This window comes from Vibrio sp. KUL78, assembly GCF_059725505.1.
In genome coordinates, this window is record NZ_AP045838.1 from 364639 (window position 1) to 387222 (window position 22584).

The 22584-nt window shown below is 44.6% G+C and carries 18 protein-coding genes; 8 read left to right on the forward strand and 10 right to left on the reverse strand.

What is annotated here, in order from left to right:
- Window positions 1–11 precede the first annotated feature (11 nt).
- Entirely contained in the window at window positions 12–197 is a 186-nt protein-coding gene (locus AC6I8Y_RS18300) for a hypothetical protein (protein ID WP_042471637.1), read from the forward strand.
- A gap of 120 nt (window positions 198–317) precedes the next feature.
- On the opposite strand, the gene AC6I8Y_RS18305 is transcribed toward AC6I8Y_RS18300, so the two are convergent.
- Together AC6I8Y_RS18305 and torS are read right to left on the reverse strand one after the other, a co-directional pair.
- Window positions 318–1415 (reverse strand): Fic family protein, encoded by a 1098-nt coding sequence (locus AC6I8Y_RS18305; protein ID WP_252017211.1) that lies wholly within the window; start codon window positions 1413–1415, stop codon window positions 318–320.
- 120 nt (window positions 1416–1535) lie between these two features.
- Window positions 1536–4457, reverse strand: coding sequence for a TMAO reductase system sensor histidine kinase/response regulator TorS (gene torS / locus AC6I8Y_RS18310; protein ID WP_498022561.1), 2922 nt, complete (start codon window positions 4455–4457; stop codon window positions 1536–1538).
- Window positions 4458–4617: 160 nt separating this feature from the next.
- Here torS and torT point away from each other — a divergent pair, with 160 nt between their 5' ends.
- Window positions 4618–5646: a TMAO reductase system periplasmic protein TorT gene (gene torT / locus AC6I8Y_RS18315; protein ID WP_498022562.1), complete on the forward strand. Its 1029-nt coding sequence runs from the start codon at window positions 4618–4620 to the stop codon at window positions 5644–5646.
- A gap of 160 nt (window positions 5647–5806) precedes the next feature.
- The gene (locus AC6I8Y_RS18320) at window positions 5807–6262 is read left to right on the forward strand and encodes a methylglyoxal synthase (protein WP_128648739.1); all 456 of its coding nucleotides are present in this window, start codon (window positions 5807–5809) and stop codon (window positions 6260–6262) included.
- A gap of 83 nt (window positions 6263–6345) precedes the next feature.
- Here the strand turns inward: AC6I8Y_RS18320 and AC6I8Y_RS18325 are convergent, their stop codons facing one another.
- Window positions 6346–7233 carry a LysR family transcriptional regulator gene (locus tag AC6I8Y_RS18325; protein ID WP_394151066.1) on the reverse strand — a complete coding sequence of 296 codons (888 nt, stop codon included), beginning with the start codon at window positions 7231–7233 and terminating at the stop codon, window positions 6346–6348.
- A gap of 256 nt (window positions 7234–7489) precedes the next feature.
- On the opposite strand from AC6I8Y_RS18325, the gene AC6I8Y_RS18330 reads away from it, so the two are divergent.
- Window positions 7490–7858, forward strand: a complete 369-nt coding sequence (locus tag AC6I8Y_RS18330; RefSeq protein ID WP_128648740.1) for a MaoP family protein — start codon at window positions 7490–7492, stop codon at window positions 7856–7858.
- 148 nt (window positions 7859–8006) lie between these two features.
- Here the strand turns inward: AC6I8Y_RS18330 and AC6I8Y_RS18335 are convergent, their stop codons facing one another.
- The 7 genes from AC6I8Y_RS18335 to AC6I8Y_RS18365 form a co-directional block, all read right to left on the reverse strand.
- Window positions 8007–8444, reverse strand: a complete 438-nt coding sequence (locus tag AC6I8Y_RS18335) for an ATP-dependent zinc protease family protein (protein ID WP_042471642.1) — start codon at window positions 8442–8444, stop codon at window positions 8007–8009.
- Between the two features lie 4 nt (window positions 8445–8448).
- Complete coding sequence (locus AC6I8Y_RS18340; protein WP_498018965.1) at window positions 8449–9468, reverse strand: succinylglutamate desuccinylase/aspartoacylase family protein; 1020 nt, start codon at window positions 9466–9468, stop codon at window positions 8449–8451.
- Between the two features lie 2 nt (window positions 9469–9470).
- Window positions 9471–10376, reverse strand: a complete 906-nt coding sequence (gene rimK, locus AC6I8Y_RS18345; RefSeq protein ID WP_128648742.1) for a 30S ribosomal protein S6--L-glutamate ligase — start codon at window positions 10374–10376, stop codon at window positions 9471–9473.
- Between the two features lie 490 nt (window positions 10377–10866).
- Window positions 10867–11880, reverse strand: a complete 1014-nt coding sequence (galE, locus tag AC6I8Y_RS18350) for a UDP-glucose 4-epimerase GalE (protein ID WP_394151068.1) — start codon at window positions 11878–11880, stop codon at window positions 10867–10869.
- Between the two features lie 98 nt (window positions 11881–11978).
- The gene (locus AC6I8Y_RS18355; protein WP_394151069.1) at window positions 11979–13388 is read right to left on the reverse strand and encodes an FAD-dependent oxidoreductase; all 1410 of its coding nucleotides are present in this window, start codon (window positions 13386–13388) and stop codon (window positions 11979–11981) included.
- Between the two features lie 254 nt (window positions 13389–13642).
- Window positions 13643–16075: an ABC transporter permease gene (locus tag AC6I8Y_RS18360; protein WP_498022564.1), complete on the reverse strand. Its 2433-nt coding sequence runs from the start codon at window positions 16073–16075 to the stop codon at window positions 13643–13645.
- Between the two features lie 3 nt (window positions 16076–16078).
- Entirely contained in the window at window positions 16079–16753 is a 675-nt protein-coding gene (locus AC6I8Y_RS18365; RefSeq protein ID WP_234496740.1) for an ABC transporter ATP-binding protein, read from the reverse strand.
- Here AC6I8Y_RS18365 and AC6I8Y_RS18370 point away from each other — a divergent pair.
- From AC6I8Y_RS18370 to AC6I8Y_RS18385, 4 genes are all read left to right on the forward strand, one after another.
- Entirely contained in the window at window positions 16752–17360 is a 609-nt protein-coding gene (locus AC6I8Y_RS18370) for an arylesterase (protein ID WP_498022566.1), read from the forward strand. The two genes, AC6I8Y_RS18365 and AC6I8Y_RS18370, sit on opposite strands and share 2 nt — an antisense overlap.
- A 140-nt stretch (window positions 17361–17500) precedes the next feature.
- Window positions 17501–18697 carry an enoyl-ACP reductase FabV gene (fabV, locus tag AC6I8Y_RS18375; protein WP_498018970.1) on the forward strand — a complete coding sequence of 399 codons (1197 nt, stop codon included), beginning with the start codon at window positions 17501–17503 and terminating at the stop codon, window positions 18695–18697.
- A 545-nt stretch (window positions 18698–19242) separates the two neighbouring features.
- A complete protein-coding gene (locus AC6I8Y_RS18380; RefSeq protein ID WP_498022568.1) occupies window positions 19243–20784 on the forward strand; it encodes a putative bifunctional diguanylate cyclase/phosphodiesterase in 1542 nt (513 codons plus the stop codon).
- A gap of 128 nt (window positions 20785–20912) precedes the next feature.
- A complete protein-coding gene (locus AC6I8Y_RS18385) occupies window positions 20913–22568 on the forward strand; it encodes a P-loop domain-containing protein (protein WP_498022570.1) in 1656 nt (551 codons plus the stop codon).
- The last annotated feature ends 16 nt before the right edge of the window (window positions 22569–22584 follow it).

A 22584-nucleotide genomic window follows, 5' to 3' on the forward strand; every position in this document is an offset into this window, starting at 1 on the left:
GGAGGTGTGAGATGAGCATTAGAGATAGCATTGAAGCCATCGAGCAACAGATTTATGTTGCCTGTTCAGACGGTGACTACGAGACCGTCAACATGTTGGAACACCAACTCGAACATTTGAGAGGACTCTCAAACAAAGGGTTAGATGAAGACCCATATGCAGTTGAACACCGTACTTACTTCGAAGATGAGTGGTAGGCTTGAATACTGCACATACAACAAAGGGCTCACATTGTGAGCCCTTTGTTTATTAAGTGAGATGTTTATTCGGTGATTTTAATTTTGCGATAGAGACGGATGTCATCATCCTTCTAAAGTTTACACTGGAAGCTGATATCTCGTACTTCGCCCACCACCTGACTTAACCAAGCATCCTTGTTCTACTAACGCCGCCAAATGTCGTGTTGCGGTTGGTTTACTCACTTTGGCGACTTTGTGGTACTGAGTAGTATTGATGCCATCTGAAAAATCGCCATCCAACATACGATTGATCACTTTCATTTGTTCTTTGGTTAACGTCGTTTGGTCGACATTGCGCCAGAAGTTGGTCTTGTATACCGTCTGATTGATTTCCTTGTGTACCTCATCGAACGTTTGGTTCAGCGTATTAAAAAACCAAACCAACCACTCAGTAATGTTCATATCGCCTTTCTGAGTCTGCTCCAAGACCTGATAATAGCTTTTCCGATTCGCAAGGATACCCACAGACATTGCGTAGAAACGAACCGACTGATGTTCAGCCTGCGCTAACGCAAGGTCTGTCAATAAACGAGTGATACGACCATTCCCGTCGTCCAGTGGATGAAGCGTGACGAACCACAAATGAGTAATAGCTGCTCTAAGTAATGGATCAAGCGACGTATCACTCAGCGAATCATTGAACCAAGAGATAAACAACTTCAGTTCAGCGTTAAGTGCGTCTCGGCCAGGCGCTTCAAAGTGCACGATAGGTTTATCGATACGGCCAGACACAACTTGCATCGGCGCCGATCCGCGAAGTTCACCGCCCGTGACGGGGTTAAACATCGTGTACCCCTCGGGGAATAGCCTAGCGTGCCAATGTAAAACCCTTTCAAGCGTTAACGGTTCATCAAGGTTTTCAACGGCATCTAGCATAATTTCTGCTAGCCCATCAGTCTGGTCAGTGGTTGGAAAAGGGTGTTCTTCCGTCATACCAAGTCTATTTGCCAATGACGAGCGAACGGAGAAAGCGTTCAGTTTCTCGCCCTCTATCGCACTAGAGTGGATGATATTAGCCAACAGGGTATCTAACATACTCTCTTTGTCATCGACTGCATGGTTGAACATCTTGCCAAGTAGGATGCCCTGATTTAACCGAGTCTGCCTAACCAGTGGCTCAATGATCTCTTTATCCCAATGAAAATTTGGCCAGTCAGACTGCTGCCAGATCCACATGATGACTCCTTGATTTGATTACACCCAACAATCTAATCAAATTATGATTCGAATATTGCCGTTAATCAACTCATAATTCGATTAGATAAAGCATGGTGATCAAATCAATGAACTTGAGATTTAACCTGTATATTCATCCAGTATTGTTATTAAATGCTTGCTAGCGTGCGCCTGAGCATTTATTAACAACTCCAAAAGCTCTAAAAAGCGTCCAATATGGTCGTCGGCAGTTTCAATCGCTAAACAGACTTCAAACAACTGAGATAAGCCCAATGCAGCAGCACAACCTTTAAGCTTGTGAGCTAATGATTTCACCATCGCCTCATCGTCTGTCTGTGCCGCTATCTCCAAGTCTTTTATTGTCGTTTCGCTCGACTCAATAAACGCATTGACGATCTTCCGCACCCGTTCAACACCCAAGACGCTAATATCCCCCCTTACCACACTCTCATCAATTATCGCGATCTCATCCAATGTATTGAACGTGACGGTTTCACTTGGACTGTTCACAGGTTTGAATACCTCAACTTTGCTAGCTAAGTGTTGCTGGATGATGTCACGAAGATCTTCTCTATCAACAGGCTTTGGCAGATATCCGTTAAAGCCTGCTTCCAAGTAGGACTCGACTTCCTCGGTGAACACATGCGCAGAGACGGCAATCATCGGTGTTTTACCTTCTTGGCCGCGCTTGCGCTCTATTTGTTGGAAAGCATGTAGAAGATCCACACCACTACAGTCTGGTAGATTAATGTCGACTAACGCGATGTCGAACTCATGTTGTTCAAACATCACCTTGGCATCTTCACCCGTTTCAGCAGCAATCACATGGTGTCCCATATTCACCAAGAATCCTTCAGCCACCATAAGATTTACTGTGTTATCTTCTACCAGAAGAACACGACCATTTACCGTTTCAGCACCACCTATCGGTGTTGTGATCTCTTGACCTTCTAGAGTGCACTGTTCGAGCGGAATAACAAACCAGAAGCGGCTGCCTTCACCAAGGTATGAATCGACATAAATACCGCCGTTCATCGCGCGAACCAATTTCTGGCTTATCGCAAGCCCCAAGCCAGTGCCTCCAATTGCTGAATGCCCCGAATCTGCTTGGGTAAAGGCTTCGAACAGCGACAGTTGATCTTCGGGACTTATACCAATGCCAGTATCCGACACTTCTATCATGACGCAGCTTTCATCGTCTGGGTCCAGAGATACATAGATATCGACTTGGCCTTCTTGCGTGAACTTAATGGCATTTCCTACAAGGTTATTGAGCACCTGACTCAGTCTTGTTACGTCACCGCAATACACATCTGAGACATCACCCTCGATATGGAAGCGAAAGTCCAGATTCTTTTCCAAGGCTTTACCTAGCATCAATTGATAACAGTCTTGCACCATACGGTAAAGGTCAAACGGCTTGTTACGGATCTCTAAATGACCTGCTTCTATCTTTGAGTAATCAAGCACATCATTAAGAATGGCTAACAGGTTTTGTCCGCTACGGTTGATGGTTTCAAGGTAACTTCTCTGTTGTTGATTCAGAACTGTATCTTCCATCAGTGCCGCTGTGCCGAGGACACCATTCATTGGCGTACGAATCTCATGACTCATGGTTGCTAGGAAGGCAGATTTTGCACGGTTAGCCTGTTCTGCTGCATTACGCGCTTTGGCGTGGTTGAGTACTTCTTGATTGAGTTTTTCGTTGCTGGTCTGAAGCTGCAATGTGCGCTCAGTAACCACCTGTTCGAGTTGGTTTTTGTGTGACTCTAACTCTTTCTTAGCTTTGGCTTCTGCTTCCGCGACGACTTTAAGCGCCTGAGCGGTATTTCTCGCCGTGATAATGGCTTGCCCCATGTGAGCAAGTTCGTCATTTCCCTTGACGCTTACATCAACATTGAGTTGCCCCTTGGCAATTGAAAGTAAGGCGTTGGAATACTCTGCTAAACGCTTGACGACCGAAACGTACACAACGCGCCAAACAATCAGTACAACAACCAGGAAGCCGATGATGGATAATACACCAAGTGTCCATTGTGCATAACTTAAAGTTCTAGATAAGTCGTCGACCGCTCTAGTGGTCGCTAGGTTGGATTGATCTACGAGTTTGGACACTGTTGCATTTAACTTAGTGAATAGCTCTAGTGTTTCTTGCATTAACGTTTGCGAGCGCTGTTTTTCGTAATGCTTTTGCTTAAGAGAGCTGAAAATGGATTTCCCATCGGCAAGGCCTTTTAACAGTTCCGCCATTTGCGCCGACCGTGTGGGATCCTCTACGCCAGGAACGCGTCTCTGCATGATGTTGATATTGGACTTATACTGACGCTGGAGCTCTTCAATACGTCCAAGGTCTGATACCGTGCGAGCTTCTTCAATTTGATTCAAAGTTTTAAATGCGAGTAAGTGGAGCTCATGTAACCGCTCAGACAGATCAAGATCGACTTCCACTAAGCTATCTAATGCGTCCAAGGCCGCCGATTTTTGTTCTTGCTCTAATAAGCCATAGATATGAGTGACGTTTGCCACAGCGATAGTGCTGGTATTTAGTACTTGAGTACGAGTCAGTTGCTCCAGTTCATCAGCTTGAACACGTAGTTTAGACGTTTGCTCGTTGATCGACTGGTCAAGGGTGATAGTTTGCTCTACTGAACTTCCAAGCTCAGCAAGACTATCGATAATAGATTGTACGGTTTGCTCCAGTTCATCGAGTAGTTTGGAGTCAAAGGAATCGGAACCAAGTGCTTTGATGTGCATTAGCAGGGATTCAAGACGACTAAATAGAACACGTCCTGCTTCTTGATGCTGAGACTTAGTTTTCGCATTAGAAAGTACTTGGACGGACGCAATAATCCGCGAGCTCAACTCAGACACTTCACGAGCTTCTATCATAGAGGGTATTGCTGTATCGACAACATTGCGCTCTGTTTTTGCGACGAACGAAAACCCAGATACGCCTATCGCTGTAGAAAGCAATACAAGCATCGCCATGACCAAAAATGAAAACAACAGCTTTCGACCAATGCTGGCTTTGGAGAGCAACATAACCACCCCTATAGAATTCCCACTTTTTACGTCCAAAGCTTAATTGGCAGTGGTTAGGCTGAGCCAACCAATCACATATAGTGCTTGCCGATACGGAATGGACTGTATTACGCTATATTTTGCAATGTTGGCGACCGAGATACCACTACACGTTTACGATATGCCTAAGAATAATCACGTTTTTTCGACCATTTGTGCCTTAATTGCCACCACGAGCGTGCCGTTTTTGTCCGCCGAAGCAATTGCAGCACAATCTAAACCGGGTGAAGCAGCTGAAAAAGTCTGTGCTATCTATCCACACCTGAAAGATTCCTATTGGTTATCCGTTAACTACGGAATGGTCATGGAAGCGGAAAAACAGAACATTAACCTGAAAGTATTTGAATCAGGTGGCTACCCGAATGTCGATAAACAACGCTCACAGCTTGTTGCTTGTCGCGATTGGGGAGCTGACGCCATTATCCTAGGTACCGTATCGCCTACTGCCTTTAGTAATGATCTAAGCCAATATACTAAAGATACGCCAGTTTTCGCGACGGTGAATCATTTGGTCGCAGACAAAGCTCAAGAGTCACACATAAAAGGTGTTGTGGGTGTTGATTGGTACTGGATGGGTTATAAAGTCGGTGACTTCCTCGCGAAGAAACACCCCAAAGGAAGTGGCACAGTCGATATCGCATTTTTACCGGGCCCTCAATCAAGTGGCGGTACCAAGCCTGTGATTCTAGGTTTTTTACAAGCGATAAAAGGGAGCGATGTTAACGTAATGGAAACCCTTTGGGCTGATAATGACAAAGAGTTACAGCGTAACCTAATTCAGGAAGTTATCGAGAACCATCCTGCCCTTGATTACATTGTCGGCAGCGCGGTGGCGATTGAAGCCGCCATCAGCGAACTTAGAAACAACGAAGCTCGCAAAGATATCGAACTACTGTCTATCTACCTCAGTCATGGCGTATACCGAGGACTTCTGCGCGGAAAAGTTGAACTCGCGCCCACTGATAAAATGGTTGAGCAAGGAAAGCTATCAGTACAACAAGCGGTAAGCTACCTAAGAGGACAAGCCTATCAACCAGACTTAGCGCCAAAGATTGAAGTCCTGTCACCAAAAGTATTGGATGAGAGCATAGTAGCTGAATCGCTATCCCCTAGCGCGTACAGACCGATATTTAGCGTCGAAGCAGATTAACTGTCACAGATATCAATTATGGTAATTGCACAGCAAATGACTAACATTTAGTATCAAAGGCTTACTATAAATAATCTTAGATAAGATGAGATTTCAATGACTATTCACCAATATCAGTAATTATTGGAATCTACAGGTTAAAATTTAGGAAACAAAATACATGCAAAAAACCATTCGCACTATGCCAGCGCACAAACACATTGCTCTGGTGGCACACGATCATTACAAACCAGAACTTCTTCGTTGGGTACAAGAAAACAAAGAAAAGCTACAGGGTCACTTCTTGTATGCAACTGGAACGACGGGAAATATGCTGAGCAAAGAGACTGGGCTTGCGATTAAAAGTATGATCAGTGGTCCAATGGGCGGTGACCAACAGATCGGTGCACTGATTTCCGAAGGTAAACTAGACATGCTTATTTTCTTCTGGGATCCACTCAATGCGGTTCCACACGACCCAGATGTGAAGGCATTGCTTCGAATCGCAAGTGTCTGGAATATCCCTGTAGCAACAAACCGTGCTACGGCTAACTTCCTCTTCGAATCAAATCTACTTGAACAAGAAGTGGAGATTGAAATACCAGATTACGACGCTTACTTGGCTGAGCGAATCTAACAATAGTCACTCCCTACTTCTAGATAGATTAAATCCCTGCAAAAGCAGGGATTTTTTGTGTGTAGTATTAACAGTCGAACCCTTTACTCTCCACTTTCACCCGCTTGTTGAACCACGAATGATGTGGTTGGTTCAACGGTATTAATCAAGGACTCTACCTGCAAAATCGCCTCTAGAGACGTGCTGTTCTTGCGATAGCTAATATAAAGGGGACGAGACCACTCATCCGCACCTTCGACTCTGTGGAGCTGTCCAGACTCAATAAATGGCTCTACCAATGACGCGGGTAGATAAGCACAGCCGCCCTTCTCTAACACAAAATCTAGAGCGATACGTCCGGTCGAGGTACGCAAGTAAGGTGCTGGAATACTTGGATGACGATCGGCATGTTCAAAACCAAACTGTGTCCCCCAGTCTACATAAACGTATTTACTCGTGAATGCGGTTTCGATATTACTCGGTTCTGTAGATACCAAAACCAATGAAAGTTCGGATATCTGATGGCTCTTAAACTCTTCAACTTTGAATGGATCAAAAGAGAATGCGACGTCCAAGGTTCGCTCCAATAGCTTTCGGTTAAGCTGCTCACGACTTAATGACTCAGCGACAAAGCCATAACCCGAGAGAGAGTCGGTGACAACACTTAAACCGTTTTGGAGGTACGCATCCCAGATATTCGGAGTGCCGCCCAGTGTTAGCTGCAGCGCCTTATTACTTTCAAGGGATAAGTCGAACGTCGCTTGTTTTAGTGTCGATACCATAACTTCTGCGTAACCGATTAACCTCTGTCCTGCAGAAGTCAGTTGTATGTTGTTGCGGTGGCGAGTAAACAAACGAGTATCAAAGTATTCTTCAAGTTGTTTGATCCGAGCGCTCACCGCCGCTTGCGTAATGTAGAGGTTTTCGGATGCGCGACCGAAGTGTTTTTCCTTAGCGACTTCAAGGAAGGTTTGGAATACTTTTACGTCCATATCATGACTCTTATGATTATTCTAAGTTTTAGAGCTAACGTTTTGGTTAGCCACGTATTCTTACACAGTTAAGCTTACTTTAAGCATAAATAAAATTTGTGAGTTCGACAAAAACAATTCGTTATCTTTCTTTGTCATTTCCAACTATTTTCAGCATCGAACCAACACGGGATTCTAAGGCTTTAACGACGTCTTTGGATGGCATTCTAGCTCCCTGAATACCCTTGCTTTACTACCTATTTGCTTTGAGGTCTCTATGACTGAAACTCTATTTCGCCACGGCAAGAAACGTTTTTTTGATGCAGTAAAGTTCCCACGCGGATTCGCGAAATCGGGTGACTTTACACTTATGGAAGAAGACATCTTAGTGACTTATGGAGAAACAATGTTAGCACTTGAACGTGGTGACATTACTCCAGAAAACGCTGAAGAAAAACACTTCACAAAAGTGATCGTGAACCCGAGTAAGGCGAAGTCCAAACTGGAACATACCTGGCTTAAATACGTACGCTTAGCACGCGGAAGAAGAGCATTCCATACGTTGAACAGTAAGTCGAAGTTCCATGAGACTCCGAAAGACTACGATTACGATATGGAAAACGATGACGTTTTAGAGCCAGCATAAGTGTTGTGATCTTCCCTCCTAAACGCAAAAGTAGAGCACTGTGCTCTACTTTTTTTTTGCTCCTTTACTAGCCGCTAAATTATCCACTGTCGGCTAATAAGAAAGCCGCACAAAGGCGGCTAAACAGTTACTTTTGATTAATAGTCGATTAATCGATTAGAAACGCACGGCTTGGGTCAACATACACTTTATCGACCATGGCCTCGCGCCCTAGCAGCATCATATAAGACATATCTTGGCGATTACTCAAGGTTATCTCGATTGGCCACTCTCTATCACCCAGTCTAAACAGAGTTTGAATGACACAGCGCTGTTCAGAATCCCCATTCGATGACTTGATTCTTCGCGAATCATGAATCAAAGACTCGCAATGAACGATTTCATCGAGATGGTAGATGTCAGGGTGCAGATCATACTGAACATAAAGGCGACCATCTCGTTTCACTCGTTTGAGATTATCAACATGCAGAGACGATGTTTTTGCTCCCGTATCGATACGCACTTCCAAGTCAAAAATACCTAACTCTGGAAGACTGCATACCTCCAAGTTACCAATGATCATTCTGTCGTTATATGTATTGGGCATAGTGTTACATGCTCGGTTCTACTGGAACAATCGAGTCTTGCATGATTTCGATGTGTTCAAATACCTCTTCTGCGCTATCTCCAAAATACGCAATGTGATACATGGCTTCCCCTTCTTGAACAAGAGGAATATTTTGCTTGCCAATGATGATGCCTGCTCGGTTAGATTTTACTTGCTTGATGTTGTTACCTAATGGTCCGTTGATATCAGCAAGCACTTCACCTTTTTCTACCATAGATCCAAGCTGAACGTATTCCTTAACGAACCCACTCGCACCCGCCCGAGTCCAATCACTACGGTTAGCAATGAATGGTTCCGTTTTCGCCTTAGAAACTCGTTTACGGGTCATTCCCAAGGCTTTTAGTACGCGAAGTACGCCCTTGACCCCCATCTGAATTGACAGCTCATCAAATCTCAAAGCCTCTCCCGCTTCATATAAAAGCACTCTGGCGCCATTGTTAACTGCCGCTTCACGTAGTGAGCCATCGCGAATGTTCGCATTCAGCAATACAGGCACTGCAAACGCTTCCGCTAGACGCTTTGTCTCTTCGTCTTCTAAGTTGGCTCGAATTTGAGGTAAATTCGAGCGATGAATCGCTCCCGTGTGCAAGTCAATGCCATAGTCACAGTGAGAAACCACGCTTTCCAAAAAGATGTGAGCAAGCCTACCTGCCAACGAGCCCTTCTTGGAGCCTGGGAAACAACGGTTTAGGTCTCGACGATCAGGCATGTAGCGACTCTGATTGAGTACACCGTAAACATTGACCATAGGCACATAAATCAAGGTGCCACATTGCAGTTTCAGGTTCTCTGCAATAAGGCGACTAATGATTTCGATACCATTAAGTTCATCCCCATGAACCGCAGCACTAACAAACACCACTGGTCCTTCTTTTTTAGCTCGGATGACTTGAATCGGAATGGATACTTCCGAATCTGTGTACAGCTTCGCTACAGGGATGTTGATTTCTTTACGCTCACCTGGGCGTATATCTACGCCCGCAATGACAAGCTCTTTTGCCATTTTTAACCACGTCCTTTCGTCTTGTTGTTGTTTGGCTTGGCATTTTTCTCGATAAATTCGTAGATCAAACCCGCCACATCTTTACCCGTCGCGTTCTCAATACCTTCTAGACCCGGTGATGAGTTTACTTCCATTACCACTGGACCATTTTTTGATTGAAGGATGTCTACCCCGCAAAGGTTTAATCCCATCGCCTTGGCTGCTGCCACAGCAGTTGCGCGTTCTTCTTTCGTCAACTTAATGAGCTGTGCGGTACCACCACGATGTAGATTTGAACGGAATTCACCTTCGGCTGCTTGACGTTTCATTGCTGCAATGACTTTGCCACCAACAACAAAGCAACGGATATCCGCGCCATTGGCTTCCTCAATAAACTCTTGCACCAGAATGTTTGCTTTAAGACCCATAAAGGCTTCGATAACGCTTTCTGCTGCTTTTTGCGTTTCCGCTAATACCACACCAATGCCTTGTGTGCCTTCAAGTAGCTTAATCACTAGAGGAGCACCGCCGACATTCTTGATCAGGTCTGGAATGTCGTCAGGCTTGCTTGCGAAGCCAGTACGTGGCAAACCAATTCCTTTACGCGAAAGCAACTGCAATGAGCGTAGCTTGTCGCGAGAACGGCTGATTGCAACTGACTCGTTTACACAAAAGGTACCCATCATTTCAAACTGACGAACAACAGCGGTACCGTAGAAAGTAATAGACGAACCAATTCGTGGAATAATCGCATCGTATTGTGGCAACTCTTCACCCATATAACGGACTTTAGAGTTACTACTTGTGATGTCCATATAGCAATGAAGGGTATCGATGATATCCACTTGATGCCCCCTCGCTTCCCCTGCTTCTTTCAGGCGGCGAGTTGAGTACAAGTTTTCGTTGCGAGATAGAATCGCAATGCGCATGGCAGTATCCTCTTTTAGGTTTTTTGTTTTATGAGTGTGAAACGCCGGTTACGAACGACCGGAAAGAGCGTGCACCTTAAGAGTTTAGCAGCGAAAAATACAACGATTGTTTTTGTTCGTGGCGATAAGAAAAGTTTGTTGTTGAATACGCAAATTTCACGCATAAAAAAAACCGACTTTCGTCGGTTTTTGTTAATAATTTCATTCATTTAAAAGGTATGTAAACAAAATGTATGAATGAAGCTTATTTTGCAGCCATTTCTTTTTTAACCATTACAACCGCTGCTACTACGAAAGTAATGATGAGTGCTAACTCCATGGAGTCCCCTTGTACGTCAAGACTAATTTTACAGGTTAAATTAAGTACTGAAACCATTTTATCAAATATTCAACAAAATGTTACTTTTTAATCGATAAATTAAGCGACTCAGATCAAAAAAAGGCGCATTTAGCGCCTTTTGTTAAAAGATTGGTAAGCAAATCAAACGTCTTACTCTGGATAACCTTCTGGATTTTGCGACTGCCAACGCCAGCCATCAGTAGTCATATCAACTAGTGTGCGCGTAGCCGTCCAATTGAGCTCTTGGTTAGCTTTAGTTGGATCTGCCCAACACTCTGCGATATCACCAGGGCGTCGCTCAACGATTTTGTAAGGGACTTCTTTGCCTGATGCAACTTCAAACGCTTTCACCATATCTAGAACGCTCGTACCGTTACCAGTACCCAGGTTATAGATAGACAAGGCTTCTTGACCATTAAGTGTTTTCAGCGCTGCAATGTGACCATCCGCAAGATCCATTACGTGGATATAATCACGTACACCAGTACCATCTGGGGTTGGATAATCGTCACCAAATACAGATAAGTACTCTCTGCGTCCAACAGCTACTTGAGAGACAAACGGCATCAGGTTGTTTGGAATGCCTTGTGGATCTTCTCCCATTTCCCCTGTTGGGTGCGATCCAACTGGGTTGAAGTAGCGAAGCAACGTAATGGTCCAATCAGGATTAGCTTTATGGAAGTCAGTTAAACACTCTTCAACCATGAGCTTACTACGGCCGTAAGGGTTGGTCGCGCTGGTTGGGAAGGACTCAGTAATAGGCACTGATGCCGGATCGCCATATACTGTTGCTGAAGAGCTAAATACTAAATGTTTGACACCTGCTTCGCGCATCGCATCGACAAGGACTAGGGTACCGTTGACATTGTTGTCGTAATATTCAATTGGCTTTGCTACCGATTCACCCACTGCTTTCAAGCCAGCAAAATGAATGACTGAGTCGATGTTATGAGTCTTCATCGCCTCAATAAGCGCTTGCTTGTCACGAACATCACCTTTCACAAATACTGGGCGAGTCTTTGAGACTTTCTCAATACGATCAATGACCGCTTCTTTCGCGTTATAAAGGTTATCGAAGATGATTGGTGTCATACCTGCTTCGATAAGCTGCACGCATGTGTGGCTACCAATATAGCCCGCTCCACCTGTTACTAGTACGTTCATTATAAATTCCTTGTGTTGCTCAGTCCGATTATATGCAATCGATATAGATTTGCGACACTTTATTTAGACTTCTCTTTGTAAACCAGACAATTGGCCGTTTAGTAGGCGATCGCCAATGACTCTGGATAACCACGTTCTTTAGCGATATTCATTGCAACCTCTTGAACTCGCGTAGGGTCCAGACTGTAAGTATGAACCATAGATTGTGGTTGTTGAACAAACCATTTACTCATGATTTTTTTCGCTGCGATAAGCGCTGATGAAGCCTTGACGATTTCTAATCGAGCATACCGCTCGCCCTCGAAGCTCACGTCCGCTGTTCTCAAGCTCGCTTCGTTGCCTGGTATCTGCTGAGCGCCGTATAGTGGTTTCCCGGCAGGCTCGGCCGTTGAAAAGTCAGGGACAAACTGGCTAACGTGTCGAATAGCACTCTTTGAGCGCTCTATCTGCACATCGAGTGGCCACCCTTTATCGATTTTGTTAATTAGCGATTGAGGTAACTCTGGCTGAGAGGTTTGTGTAGTTGACCCCACTAAGCCTTTATCAAACAGCGTTATCTCTTTTGTCATTCCATGTAGCTGAAAATAGCCACCTGGATAAGGGGTCAACTGCGCCATACCCTGCGGTGTGCCGCGCTTGCCATGAAAGATCACCTCTGGCCATTTCTCTTCTTGATGTGATTCCCATTTCGTTACATATGCAGCTTTAAACTCAACAAGACGCTGACGTTTTATTTCAAGCTTGTCGTCGATTGAACCGGTACGAAAGCCACACGCGTTAATAACGAAATCAAATGCCCCAACCTCACCGTTATCCAGCGCAACGTTGTAATAAGACTCAAGAGCTTCAATATCGTCGACAACAACACCCGTTCTCACATGCAAATTCTCAAGGTGCTCAGTCCACAGCTGAACCGATGAGGCAACGCGGAATAAGCTTAGTCCATACTCTTGCACAACATAGATAGGGAACTTTAACTGCTCGAGATCAGTATACTTTGCAAATGGAATGAGCCATTCATCAAGAGAAGATGGTGCTTTGGGGCAATCACGCTGAGAAAGCGCTTTTAGCTGTTCGTAATCGTACTCATGAAAATAGTCATCTGGAGAGCCGAGCACGTTATTGTCGGCATCTTCATTAATTAAACCACGATAGGCCTCGCGAAGTACCTTCAGTCTTGGAAGCAGCGCAAGTGGTTCACCATCGTCGACCTTTGGTACAGCAATAACAGTTGGACGAACGTTAACACTTGATGGAAAAAAACGAACGAAGTCGATCGATTGCTTTAACAGATCCAGACACTGTTGTTGAGAAATCTCTCGGTATAAATTTCCACCAGCATGGAGGTGACAAATCGGTGGACCGCTGACAAGACTTTTGTTCTTATCAAAAAGCGTTACATCTACGCCCTGTTTTGCTAGAAAGAGCGCGACGGTTGATCCAGCGACGCCTCCGCCAATAATTGCCACACGTTTACTGCTTTGTGCCATTGTGAATTCTTGGTTCATTTCTTATAAGCTGGCGTAATAATGATGCGTCATTTTAGCCCTATCCATCACTAAAAAAAATCCCAAATTTTATGATGTTTTCTCTTGACAGATAATCGGTGAATAAGTTTTTTGACACAGTCCTTACACTGCAAAACACGCTCATCACCGACAAATCAAAGGCTACGGTTTTTTGACGCTAATATTACTCTTGAGTTATCCAAGACTTTATCCACCGATTTTGTGGATAACTTAACAAAATCGGTGGCTAACTATTAAGCGAACTGCTTCTGTGACGTAGTAAGCATCTGTCTTATCAATGAAAAAAGAACCAGTGCTAAAGTCAGGAAAGCGATTGCGGGGACGATGATCCACGTGGATAAATGCCAACTCCATGGAAGCTCAAATCCAAAGGTCATAATTGAACCCACAACAAGCTCAGCGCCAAACGTTGCGACGACACCGGCTGTTATCGCCATGATCCCATACTCAGCCCAGATCGTTCTTACAATGCGTTTACGACTCGATCCAAGCGTTCTATATAAACGTATTTCAGCTTGGCGCTGCGATAGGCTCAACCTAAGCAGCGTAAAGATCAACAAGACGCCAGACAAGACGCCCAACGCTGCTAATACCGTAATCGACCATACAATTTGGCTGAGTAACCCTTGAATTTTCTCCCCCATCAGACGAATGTCCATAAGACTAACCGTAGGATGGTTTCGAGATAGTTCACTGATTAGCGCGTTGTCCTTGTCTTCAAGCCTAAAGCTCACTAACCAAGCGCTCGGAATATTCGCCAACACATCGGGAGTGAAAATAAAGTAGAAATTAGGCTTCATATCTCGCCATTCAACGAAACGGATAGAGTTAACTTTTGCACTCACTTCTTGTCCATTAATGGTAAAGCCAAGTTCATCACCTAGTTGCAATCCAAGGTTTTCAGCGACTTCTTTCTCTACCGAGACGCCTCCGACATCAGTCCACTCACCAGATAGCACGTCGTTGTAGCTAGGAAGTTGTTCCGCGTAGGTGAAGTTAAGCTCTCGACTTAACGCGTCCTCTTCTTCAAGACCTTTCTTCTGACGGTTTTGAGCATCCTCACCATTAATCAGCGTTAATCTACCGCGAGAAATAGGAAAAGCCTCAGAACGTTGAATCTCATTGCCATCAAGTGCTTCCAAATACGCATCCTTTTCGTACTCTGCAATGTTCAGAGCAAAGGCATTTGGTGCATCTGCTGGCAAAGTTCTTTGCCAATCACTTAACAGATCATTTCTTACTAGCCAAATAGTCGTTAGGAGCATCAAAGACAGTCCTAATGCGCCATACTGCAAACCTGTGTGTCGTTTGCTGCGATTAATACGACTTACAGCAAGCTTCATTGAGATAGGAAGGGACACCTTACCGAGTAGCAACGTAAAGAGTACACTGATGGCCGCAAGCACCATAAACAAACCAACAATACCAGCTAGCACTATCCAAACTAGATTGTTGTCACGATAAGCAACAAGAAGCGGCACAAGTGGCACTAAAACCAGCAAGTTAATCCAGCCGCCCTGTTTCTCGTCAGCGCTTTGAAGTACTTCTACGGAAGAGACTGAAATGAGTTTATACAGTGGAGTACCCAATGCTGGGACACCGATCAGTAAGCTAGACATGACAGCGATAATGGCAGGCTTAAGCCCATAAGTTGGTAGTGGGTCGGGTAAGAGGTCGGTTAACGGCAGCCGAAGTAATGTCTCAAGCCCCATCCCTAACACCAAGCCGGCGGCAATAGACATGCTCACAAGCAGCAGTGTCTGTATCGATAGCCATCTAACTAGCCAACGTCGGCTCGCGCCCAAGCTTTTTAGCATAGCAACGGTTTGTCGCCTACTTTGGACATAGTTTTGGCAAGTTAGAACAAGTGTTGTCGCTGCCATAATAATGATGATAGCGACCGTCAGTGATAGATATTGAGTTGTACGGTCAAAGATATCGTTAGTACGGCTGCCCGATGATTGATCACGCCACCTATCACTCGGTGTCAGCTCAATCTGTTGTTTTAGCGCTTCAATTTGGGGCTCTTCGCCAACCAAATAGGCTCTAAATTGGACTCGACTACCAAGTTGAACTGCACCTGTTTGATCAACAGAGCTTTGATGAATATACGCGGTCGGCATTTGCTGAAATGGATTAAAGCTAATACCTGGCTCTTCCAAAATAACACCGCTTACAGCAAGCTCTGCATCGCCTATAGTGACAACGTCACCCTCAACAACCCCAAGCTGTTCCGCAATACGACTATCTAGCCATAGCTCACCTTCACCGACATGGTTTTGTTGCCCTTCATCAGAGCCCAAAGTAAGCGTACCGCGAAGTGGAAACTTTGAATCCACCGCTTTTACCGTAATAAGCTGCATACCATTGTCGCTAAACGACATAGTAGCGAAGCGAGTGTACCAGGAGCTGTCTAGCCCCGAGTTCTCAATGAACTGCTTGTTCTGTTCAGTAATTGGATTGGCAGAGATATAGATAGTGTCCGCTGTCAGCGCATCTTTCCCCTGCTTTACAATTACTTGTTCCATGCGTTCTGCAAGAGCCGCTAGACCGAAGATGCACGCAATGATTAGCGTCAATGAGATAGCGATCGGCCACAGTTGTCCTTGCCTAATTTCATCAAAGCTCCATTTCACTAAACGCGTATTCAGTGTTCCCTGTGACATAGCCTACTCCTGTTCCAATCTTCCAGCGTTCATGTGCAAGATGCGGTCACAGCGTTGAGCAAGCGACAAATCATGGGTGACGAGTACGAGTGTGGTTCCATGTTCTCGGTTTAAGTTAAACAGGAGCTCTACGATTTTATGAGCCGTATTTTGGTCTAAGTTTCCGGTAGGTTCGTCAGCAAACAAAATCTTTGGGCTAGTCATAAAGGCGCGAGCAATGGCGACACGTTGTTGTTCGCCACCAGATAATTGTGACGGCAGGTGGTCGATACGATGCCCTAAGCCTACGGACTCTAGAAGTTGTCTCGCTTTCGCTTCGTCCTCTTGCTCTCCTCGAAGAAGACAAGGCAGCGTCACATTGCCCAAAGCCGACAAGCTCGGGATGAGTAGAAAGCTCTGAAATACAAACCCCAGATACTCGCTACGAATACTGGCTCTCGCTTCATCATCTAAATCAGAGATTGTTTTTGATAGCAACTCAATGTTGCCTGAGCTAGGGACATCTAAACCCGCTAGAAGCGTCATCAACGTCGATTTACCAGCGCCCGATGTACCAACGATTGCAATCGTCTCCCCTTCCTCAATGGAGAGATTCACATCTTCAAGGATTGTTAAATGTTCCGTTTTCGTAGACACTACTTTGGTCACTGACTCAGCTTTTATTATGGAAGAACTCATGATTCGGCAACTTTCCTCTTTGATTATTATTTTTGTTTCCTTGGCCTCTTTTCACGCGAAAGCGGCTTCAATTCTGATACTTGGCGATAGCTTAAGTGCAGGCTACAACATGTCTGCCGACCTGAGCTGGCCAACGATGCTCTCTGATAAACTGTCCGGCGATTCAACAGACTTTACCGTTATTAACGGCAGCGTATCAGGGGACACGACAGGTAATGGTCTCGCTAAACTACCTGGTTTGCTGACGGAGCATCAACCTGACTATGTACTTATTGAGCTTGGTGCAAATGATGGCTTACGTGGATTCCAACCCAACATTATTCAACGCAACCTGAGTACACTGATCACTAAGAGTCAGGAAGCAGGTGCAGAAGTCTTCCTAATGCAAATTCGCGTTCCGCCAAATTACGGTAAACGTTACAGCACCATGTTTGAAAACATCTATCCAACACTTGCCGAAGAACATAACGTTCCGTTAATTCCTTTCTTTCTGGAGCAAATCATTATTAAGCCAGAATGGATGATGGAGGATGGTCTGCATCCTAAAGCCGAAGCTCAACCATTCATCGCAGAAATCGTCGCTGAATCCTTAAAACCCTACCTATAACAGTACCTTGGTGATTTTGGTCAACAAACTGAAAGCCAGTTTACGCCCAGAATCACCAATTTGATGCCCTAGCTCAATATAATTTACAACACTTTACGCTATCTTGAATTTTTATCATCGTCTTAGATAGGTTGTAATCAATGATAATTGAACCGATTATCAGCGGCGTCGTCGCTAAATCTGCTCACCCTGAGGGTTGTAAAAAGGCCGTCGATGACCAAATCGCTTACGTTAAATCTGCCAACCCGATCAAAAATGGACCCAAACGTGTCCTTATTTTGGGCGCGTCTTCAGGATTTGGTTTGGCAGCGCGAATCGCCCTCACCTTTGGTGGCGCTGACGCAGACACTATTGGTGTATCGTTCGAACGTGGTCCCTCTGAGAAAGGCGTAGGTAGCGCCGGTTGGTACAATAACATCTACTTTAAGCAACGTGCGAATCAGGCTGGCCGACGAGCAATCAATATCGTGGGCGATGCTTTTTCTCAAGACGTTCGTGAACAAGTTATCGAAGCCATTGAAACCTATTTTGAAGGCGAAGTTGATCTCGTTGTTTACAGCTTGGCGACAGGTGTCCGTCCAAAAGGTGATGGTGAGTTCTGGCGCTCGGCGATAAAACCGATTGGAGAAGCGGTCTCTGGTGCCTCTATCAACTTAGAAACTCAGCAATGGGAAAACAAACTTCTTGAGCCAGCAACCGACGAAGAGATCGAAGGCACACTCAAAGTAATGGGTGGCGAAGATTGGGAAAGCTGGATCGATACCCTAGTTAACTCTGACTCTATCGCTAACGGGTTTAAAACGGTTGCTCTATCTTATGTAGGCCCAGAGATTACTCATCCGATTTACCTTGATGGCACTCTCGGTAGAGCTAAAGTAGATCTTCATCAAACAAGTCATGCATTGAACCTCGAATTATCAAACTTCGATGGCAATGCTTATGCTGCTGTGTGTAAAGCGTTAGTGACCAAAGCCAGTGTATTCATCCCAGGCTTAACACCTTATCTACTTGCTCTTTATCAAACGATGAAAGAACAAGGTACACATGAAGAGTGTATTCAACAAATGCAACGCTTGTTTTCAACTAAGCTGTATGGCTCAGAAACTGTCCCACTAGATGGTGAGCGATTGATTCGAATGGACGATTGGGAATTAACTCCATCCGTTCAAGAAAAAGTAAAGACGCTCCTAGATCAGATGAACGAAGACAACTTTAAGGACCTTGGAGATTTCGAAGGTTTCCAACGATCCTTCCTTAACCTAAATGGTTTTGGGTATGACGATATAGATTACACGTTACCTGTAGATATCAACGAGCTTACCCGCCTCAAGCCTTAATATTTATACACGAGGCAAAGGACGTTTCCCTTTGCCTCCGCTACGACTCAATAGCTCCAAACAACATCTCAAACTTGAGAAACACGTCAATATTGCGCCAGTTTTTGGCGATTGGTAAAAATTAGCACTCTCTAAATTTCAGCGCTCATTATACTCATTTAATGACATTTCGTTTCGCAACGATTTAGCGAAACTCAACCACAGGATGTGGTAATTGAACATGACGAGAACCAAGCCTTCCATCTTGCAAACGATGAATGGTGCGGAAAAGCTGCGTATCATTGATTTTTCCGACGTTAATCATTCACCTGACCCGGACTATATTTGTTGGGGTTGGTGCGCATTATATCGTGGCATGATAGACCTAGTATATTCGTCCCACTTAGACGATTTCGATGTTGACGAGAATAGACGAAGGCTTCTAGTCTGACCGTTCTTCTGACAACACAGTCTTTGAGTCACTACATTCGCTCCTTTCGGTCAAGCCCGACGAACAAATCACTCACCTATACGTTTACTCTCTTGGAAAAGACCCCATCGGCGTCGTGTTTGCGATCCATCGTAAGCCACTGGCAAGCGTGTCTTTTTTAAATGGACTGCAATCTCGCTTGTCCAGATGGGTATCGCGCAAAGAAGCGTCATTCAAAAGTAGAGAGATCAAACGAGCTTATCAAACTAAACTGTGCAAGAAGGAACGTTTACTGAAACAGGCACAAGACGAACTCGAAGCTTTGAGAAAAGACAACTGGCAGCTAGAAAAAAGAATGCTGCACCAACGAAGCCACGATTATTCTACGGACATGTTAAACCGAACTGGGTTGGAAAATGCACTAAACGCCTCGTTCAACAACACGATAGTAATCGAAGGTAAAGCCTATCTCAGTGTTATCTTGGTACAGTTTACGAATGGTGAACGTGTACAGGCGCGTATTGGATGTGAGGGACTCGACCAACTACTCGCGGAGTTTGAGCAAAAAGTCACTGAGATAACATCTCAGATACACTACTTCGCCAGGATCTCTACAACTGAACTCGCTTTAGCGACCGTTGTCCCCGCTTTAGACGAACAATTCTTGCCAACACTATGCAAACAGATAGCAAACATTGCGAAACAAGGTTTTCAGTTTCATGGACAAGAGGTCCATTTACATACCTACATGGGTGTTGCCAACTCTTACCATACCCAAGATGCCAACCAATTAATTAACAATGCGTTTCACGCGGCTTTAGCCTGTAAAGAGTCAGGGGAGCTTGTTTCCTTTTTTACCCATGCTGATCAACAAGACCAAAAAGCATTCAATCAACTCGAACACTATTTAATTCAAGCCGTTAGAAACGACGATCTCATTCTCTATTTCCAACCTAAGGTTGAGCTTGAATCGCAAAAGTGGATAGGTGCAGAAGTGTTATTACGTTGGAAGCATCCGGTTTTGGGTGACGTATCTAATGAAGCTCTGATCCACATGGCGGAACAAAACGGTTTGATCATAGAATTAGGCTACTTTGTGCTGCGCAATGCAATTGATCGAGCTTCTGAATGGATAGAGTTCGCTTCAGATTTTTGCCTATCGATTAATATCTCAGCCAAACAAATATGTTCCCCTCTTTTCGCAGACAAAGTAACGGCTCTCTTAGAGCAATATGAGCTTCCGCCTCACAACCTTGAACTTGAGCTAACAGAGAGCTGCCTCGTATCTAACTTTGATATAGCTAAGAACAACATGGAAATTTTAACTCGGCAAGGTGTGAAGTTTGCGCTCGATGATTTTGGTACTGGCTATGCCTCTTTTAATTATCTAAAGAATCTTCCTTTCCACGCTTTGAAGATCGATAAAGAGTTCTTAGCAAATATCCTTGATAACGCCCAGGACAAATCTATCCTTCGTTCGATCATTACTATCGCTAAAAAGTTGGAGAAACAAGTCGTTATTGAAGGAGTCGAGACACAAGAACAGCATCAATTTGTCTTGAATGAGCAGTGTGATATTGGACAAGGCTTTTATTACGCTAAACCTATGCCTAGAGACATTTTTGAGATTCAAATACAAAAACAGTATCCATCTCCAACTCAGTTTATCATTCGTTGAACGTCGCGGCGTTCTTCCATGAACCGCTAACAGCCTTTGCTTTTGCTATTATTGAACCAAACCCTTTACCGCAGGAGGTTCGCCTCCTATAATCGCGCACCAACCTTTTGAAATCCGAGACATTCGATATGGATCTATTAATCGCCAAACTTAAAAAAATCGAAAAGCAAAACTATCGTGCTTACCAACAAATTAAAGGAAGCTACGATTTCACCGATTTTGAGTTTCACATCGATCATGTTCAATCGGATCCTTACGCTGCAGCGTCACGAGTCCGCGCTTTTCGCAAATGGGCACCAACAGGACTGGAATGGTTAAAAGAACAGTCTCCTGCCTATCAAATTGCTGCACGTGACTATATCGCGCGTCAGTTTGCTGCTTTTGCTAAACAGGAAAACTCTGTTTCTGTCTCTATCACGGGTCAGACAGTTCTTGATTCAACGTCCGTCGTTTTCACCGAAGAAGGTATTGAGCTTCGCTTTAGAGTGAACTTACCTGCAGAAGGTCGCTCAATTCTCGCGAAGAAGGCATCCAACATTCTTACTTTCCATCTTCCTAAGTACATCCGTAAAGCGACGCTTGAACGAGAGCTCGATATTGCGGACTTAAAACATCACTGTGAAGTCGTTGAAGATCAAGTCGCACTTCGTGAGCAGTTGGAAGCAAACAATCTCGTCGCTTTTGTTGCTAATGGCAGTGTACTGCCTCGTTTGGCCGGTAATTGTGACTATCCAATGAAAGATGCTATCCCGTTTACATCACCAAGTTCGATGGAAGTAACACTTCACCGCCCTAACCAAGGTTTTATCAAAGGCATGGGGATACCAGCTGGCGTCACTCTCATCGTTGGTGGTGGTTTCCATGGTAAATCGACGCTTTTGAACGCTCTTGAACGTTCGATTTACGATCATATACCAGGAGATGGCCGTGAAGGCGTGGTTACTCTCAATGACGCTTGTAAGATCAAAGCTGAAGACGGTCGCTCTATTCATAATCTCAACTTGAGCAACTATATCAATCATTTACCATTCGGTAAGCAGACAACAGATTTTAGTACTCAAGACGCTTCTGGCTCAACGTCGCAAGCAGCCTGGCTTCAAGAGTCTATTGAGTCGGGGGCTTCTGCGATAATGATTGACGAAGACACATCGGCAACCAACTTCATGATTCGTGACGAACGCATGCAAGCGCTCGTTTCAAAAGGCGACGAACCAATTACTCCATTCGTAGATCGTGTAGGTCAATTGAGAGACGAACTCAATATCTCAACCATTATTGTTATGGGGGGATCGGGTGACTACTTAGACGTTGCTGATACCGTGATTCAAATGCAAGATTACCAGGCTGTTGACGTAACCAACAAAGCTCGTGAAGTCATCAAACTGCACCCAACGGAGCGTCAAAACGAATGTGAAAAACCTCTAGAGCTCATCCCACCGAGGCATGTTGATTGCGCTCACCTTCAACAACTTCTTGTCGATGGGAAGTTCCGCGTATCGGGCAAAGGGGCTAAAAGCTTAAGATTTGGTAAAGAAACCATTGATATAGAAGCACTAGAGCAACTTGAGTCTAACTCAGAACTGAACGCTATTGGTTGGACACTATTCCAACTAGCACAACAACCAGGGTGGTCAATGCATCCACCAAAAGAGATTGAATCAATCTTAGAGGGCAATTGGAGTGGCAACATGCCAAATTCTGGCGATCTGGCAAAGCCACGCGTCGTCGATGTTTTAGCGAGTTTGAATCGCCTTCGAGCAGCAAAAATGCGTCAACCAAGATAGTAGTACTTGATACTAA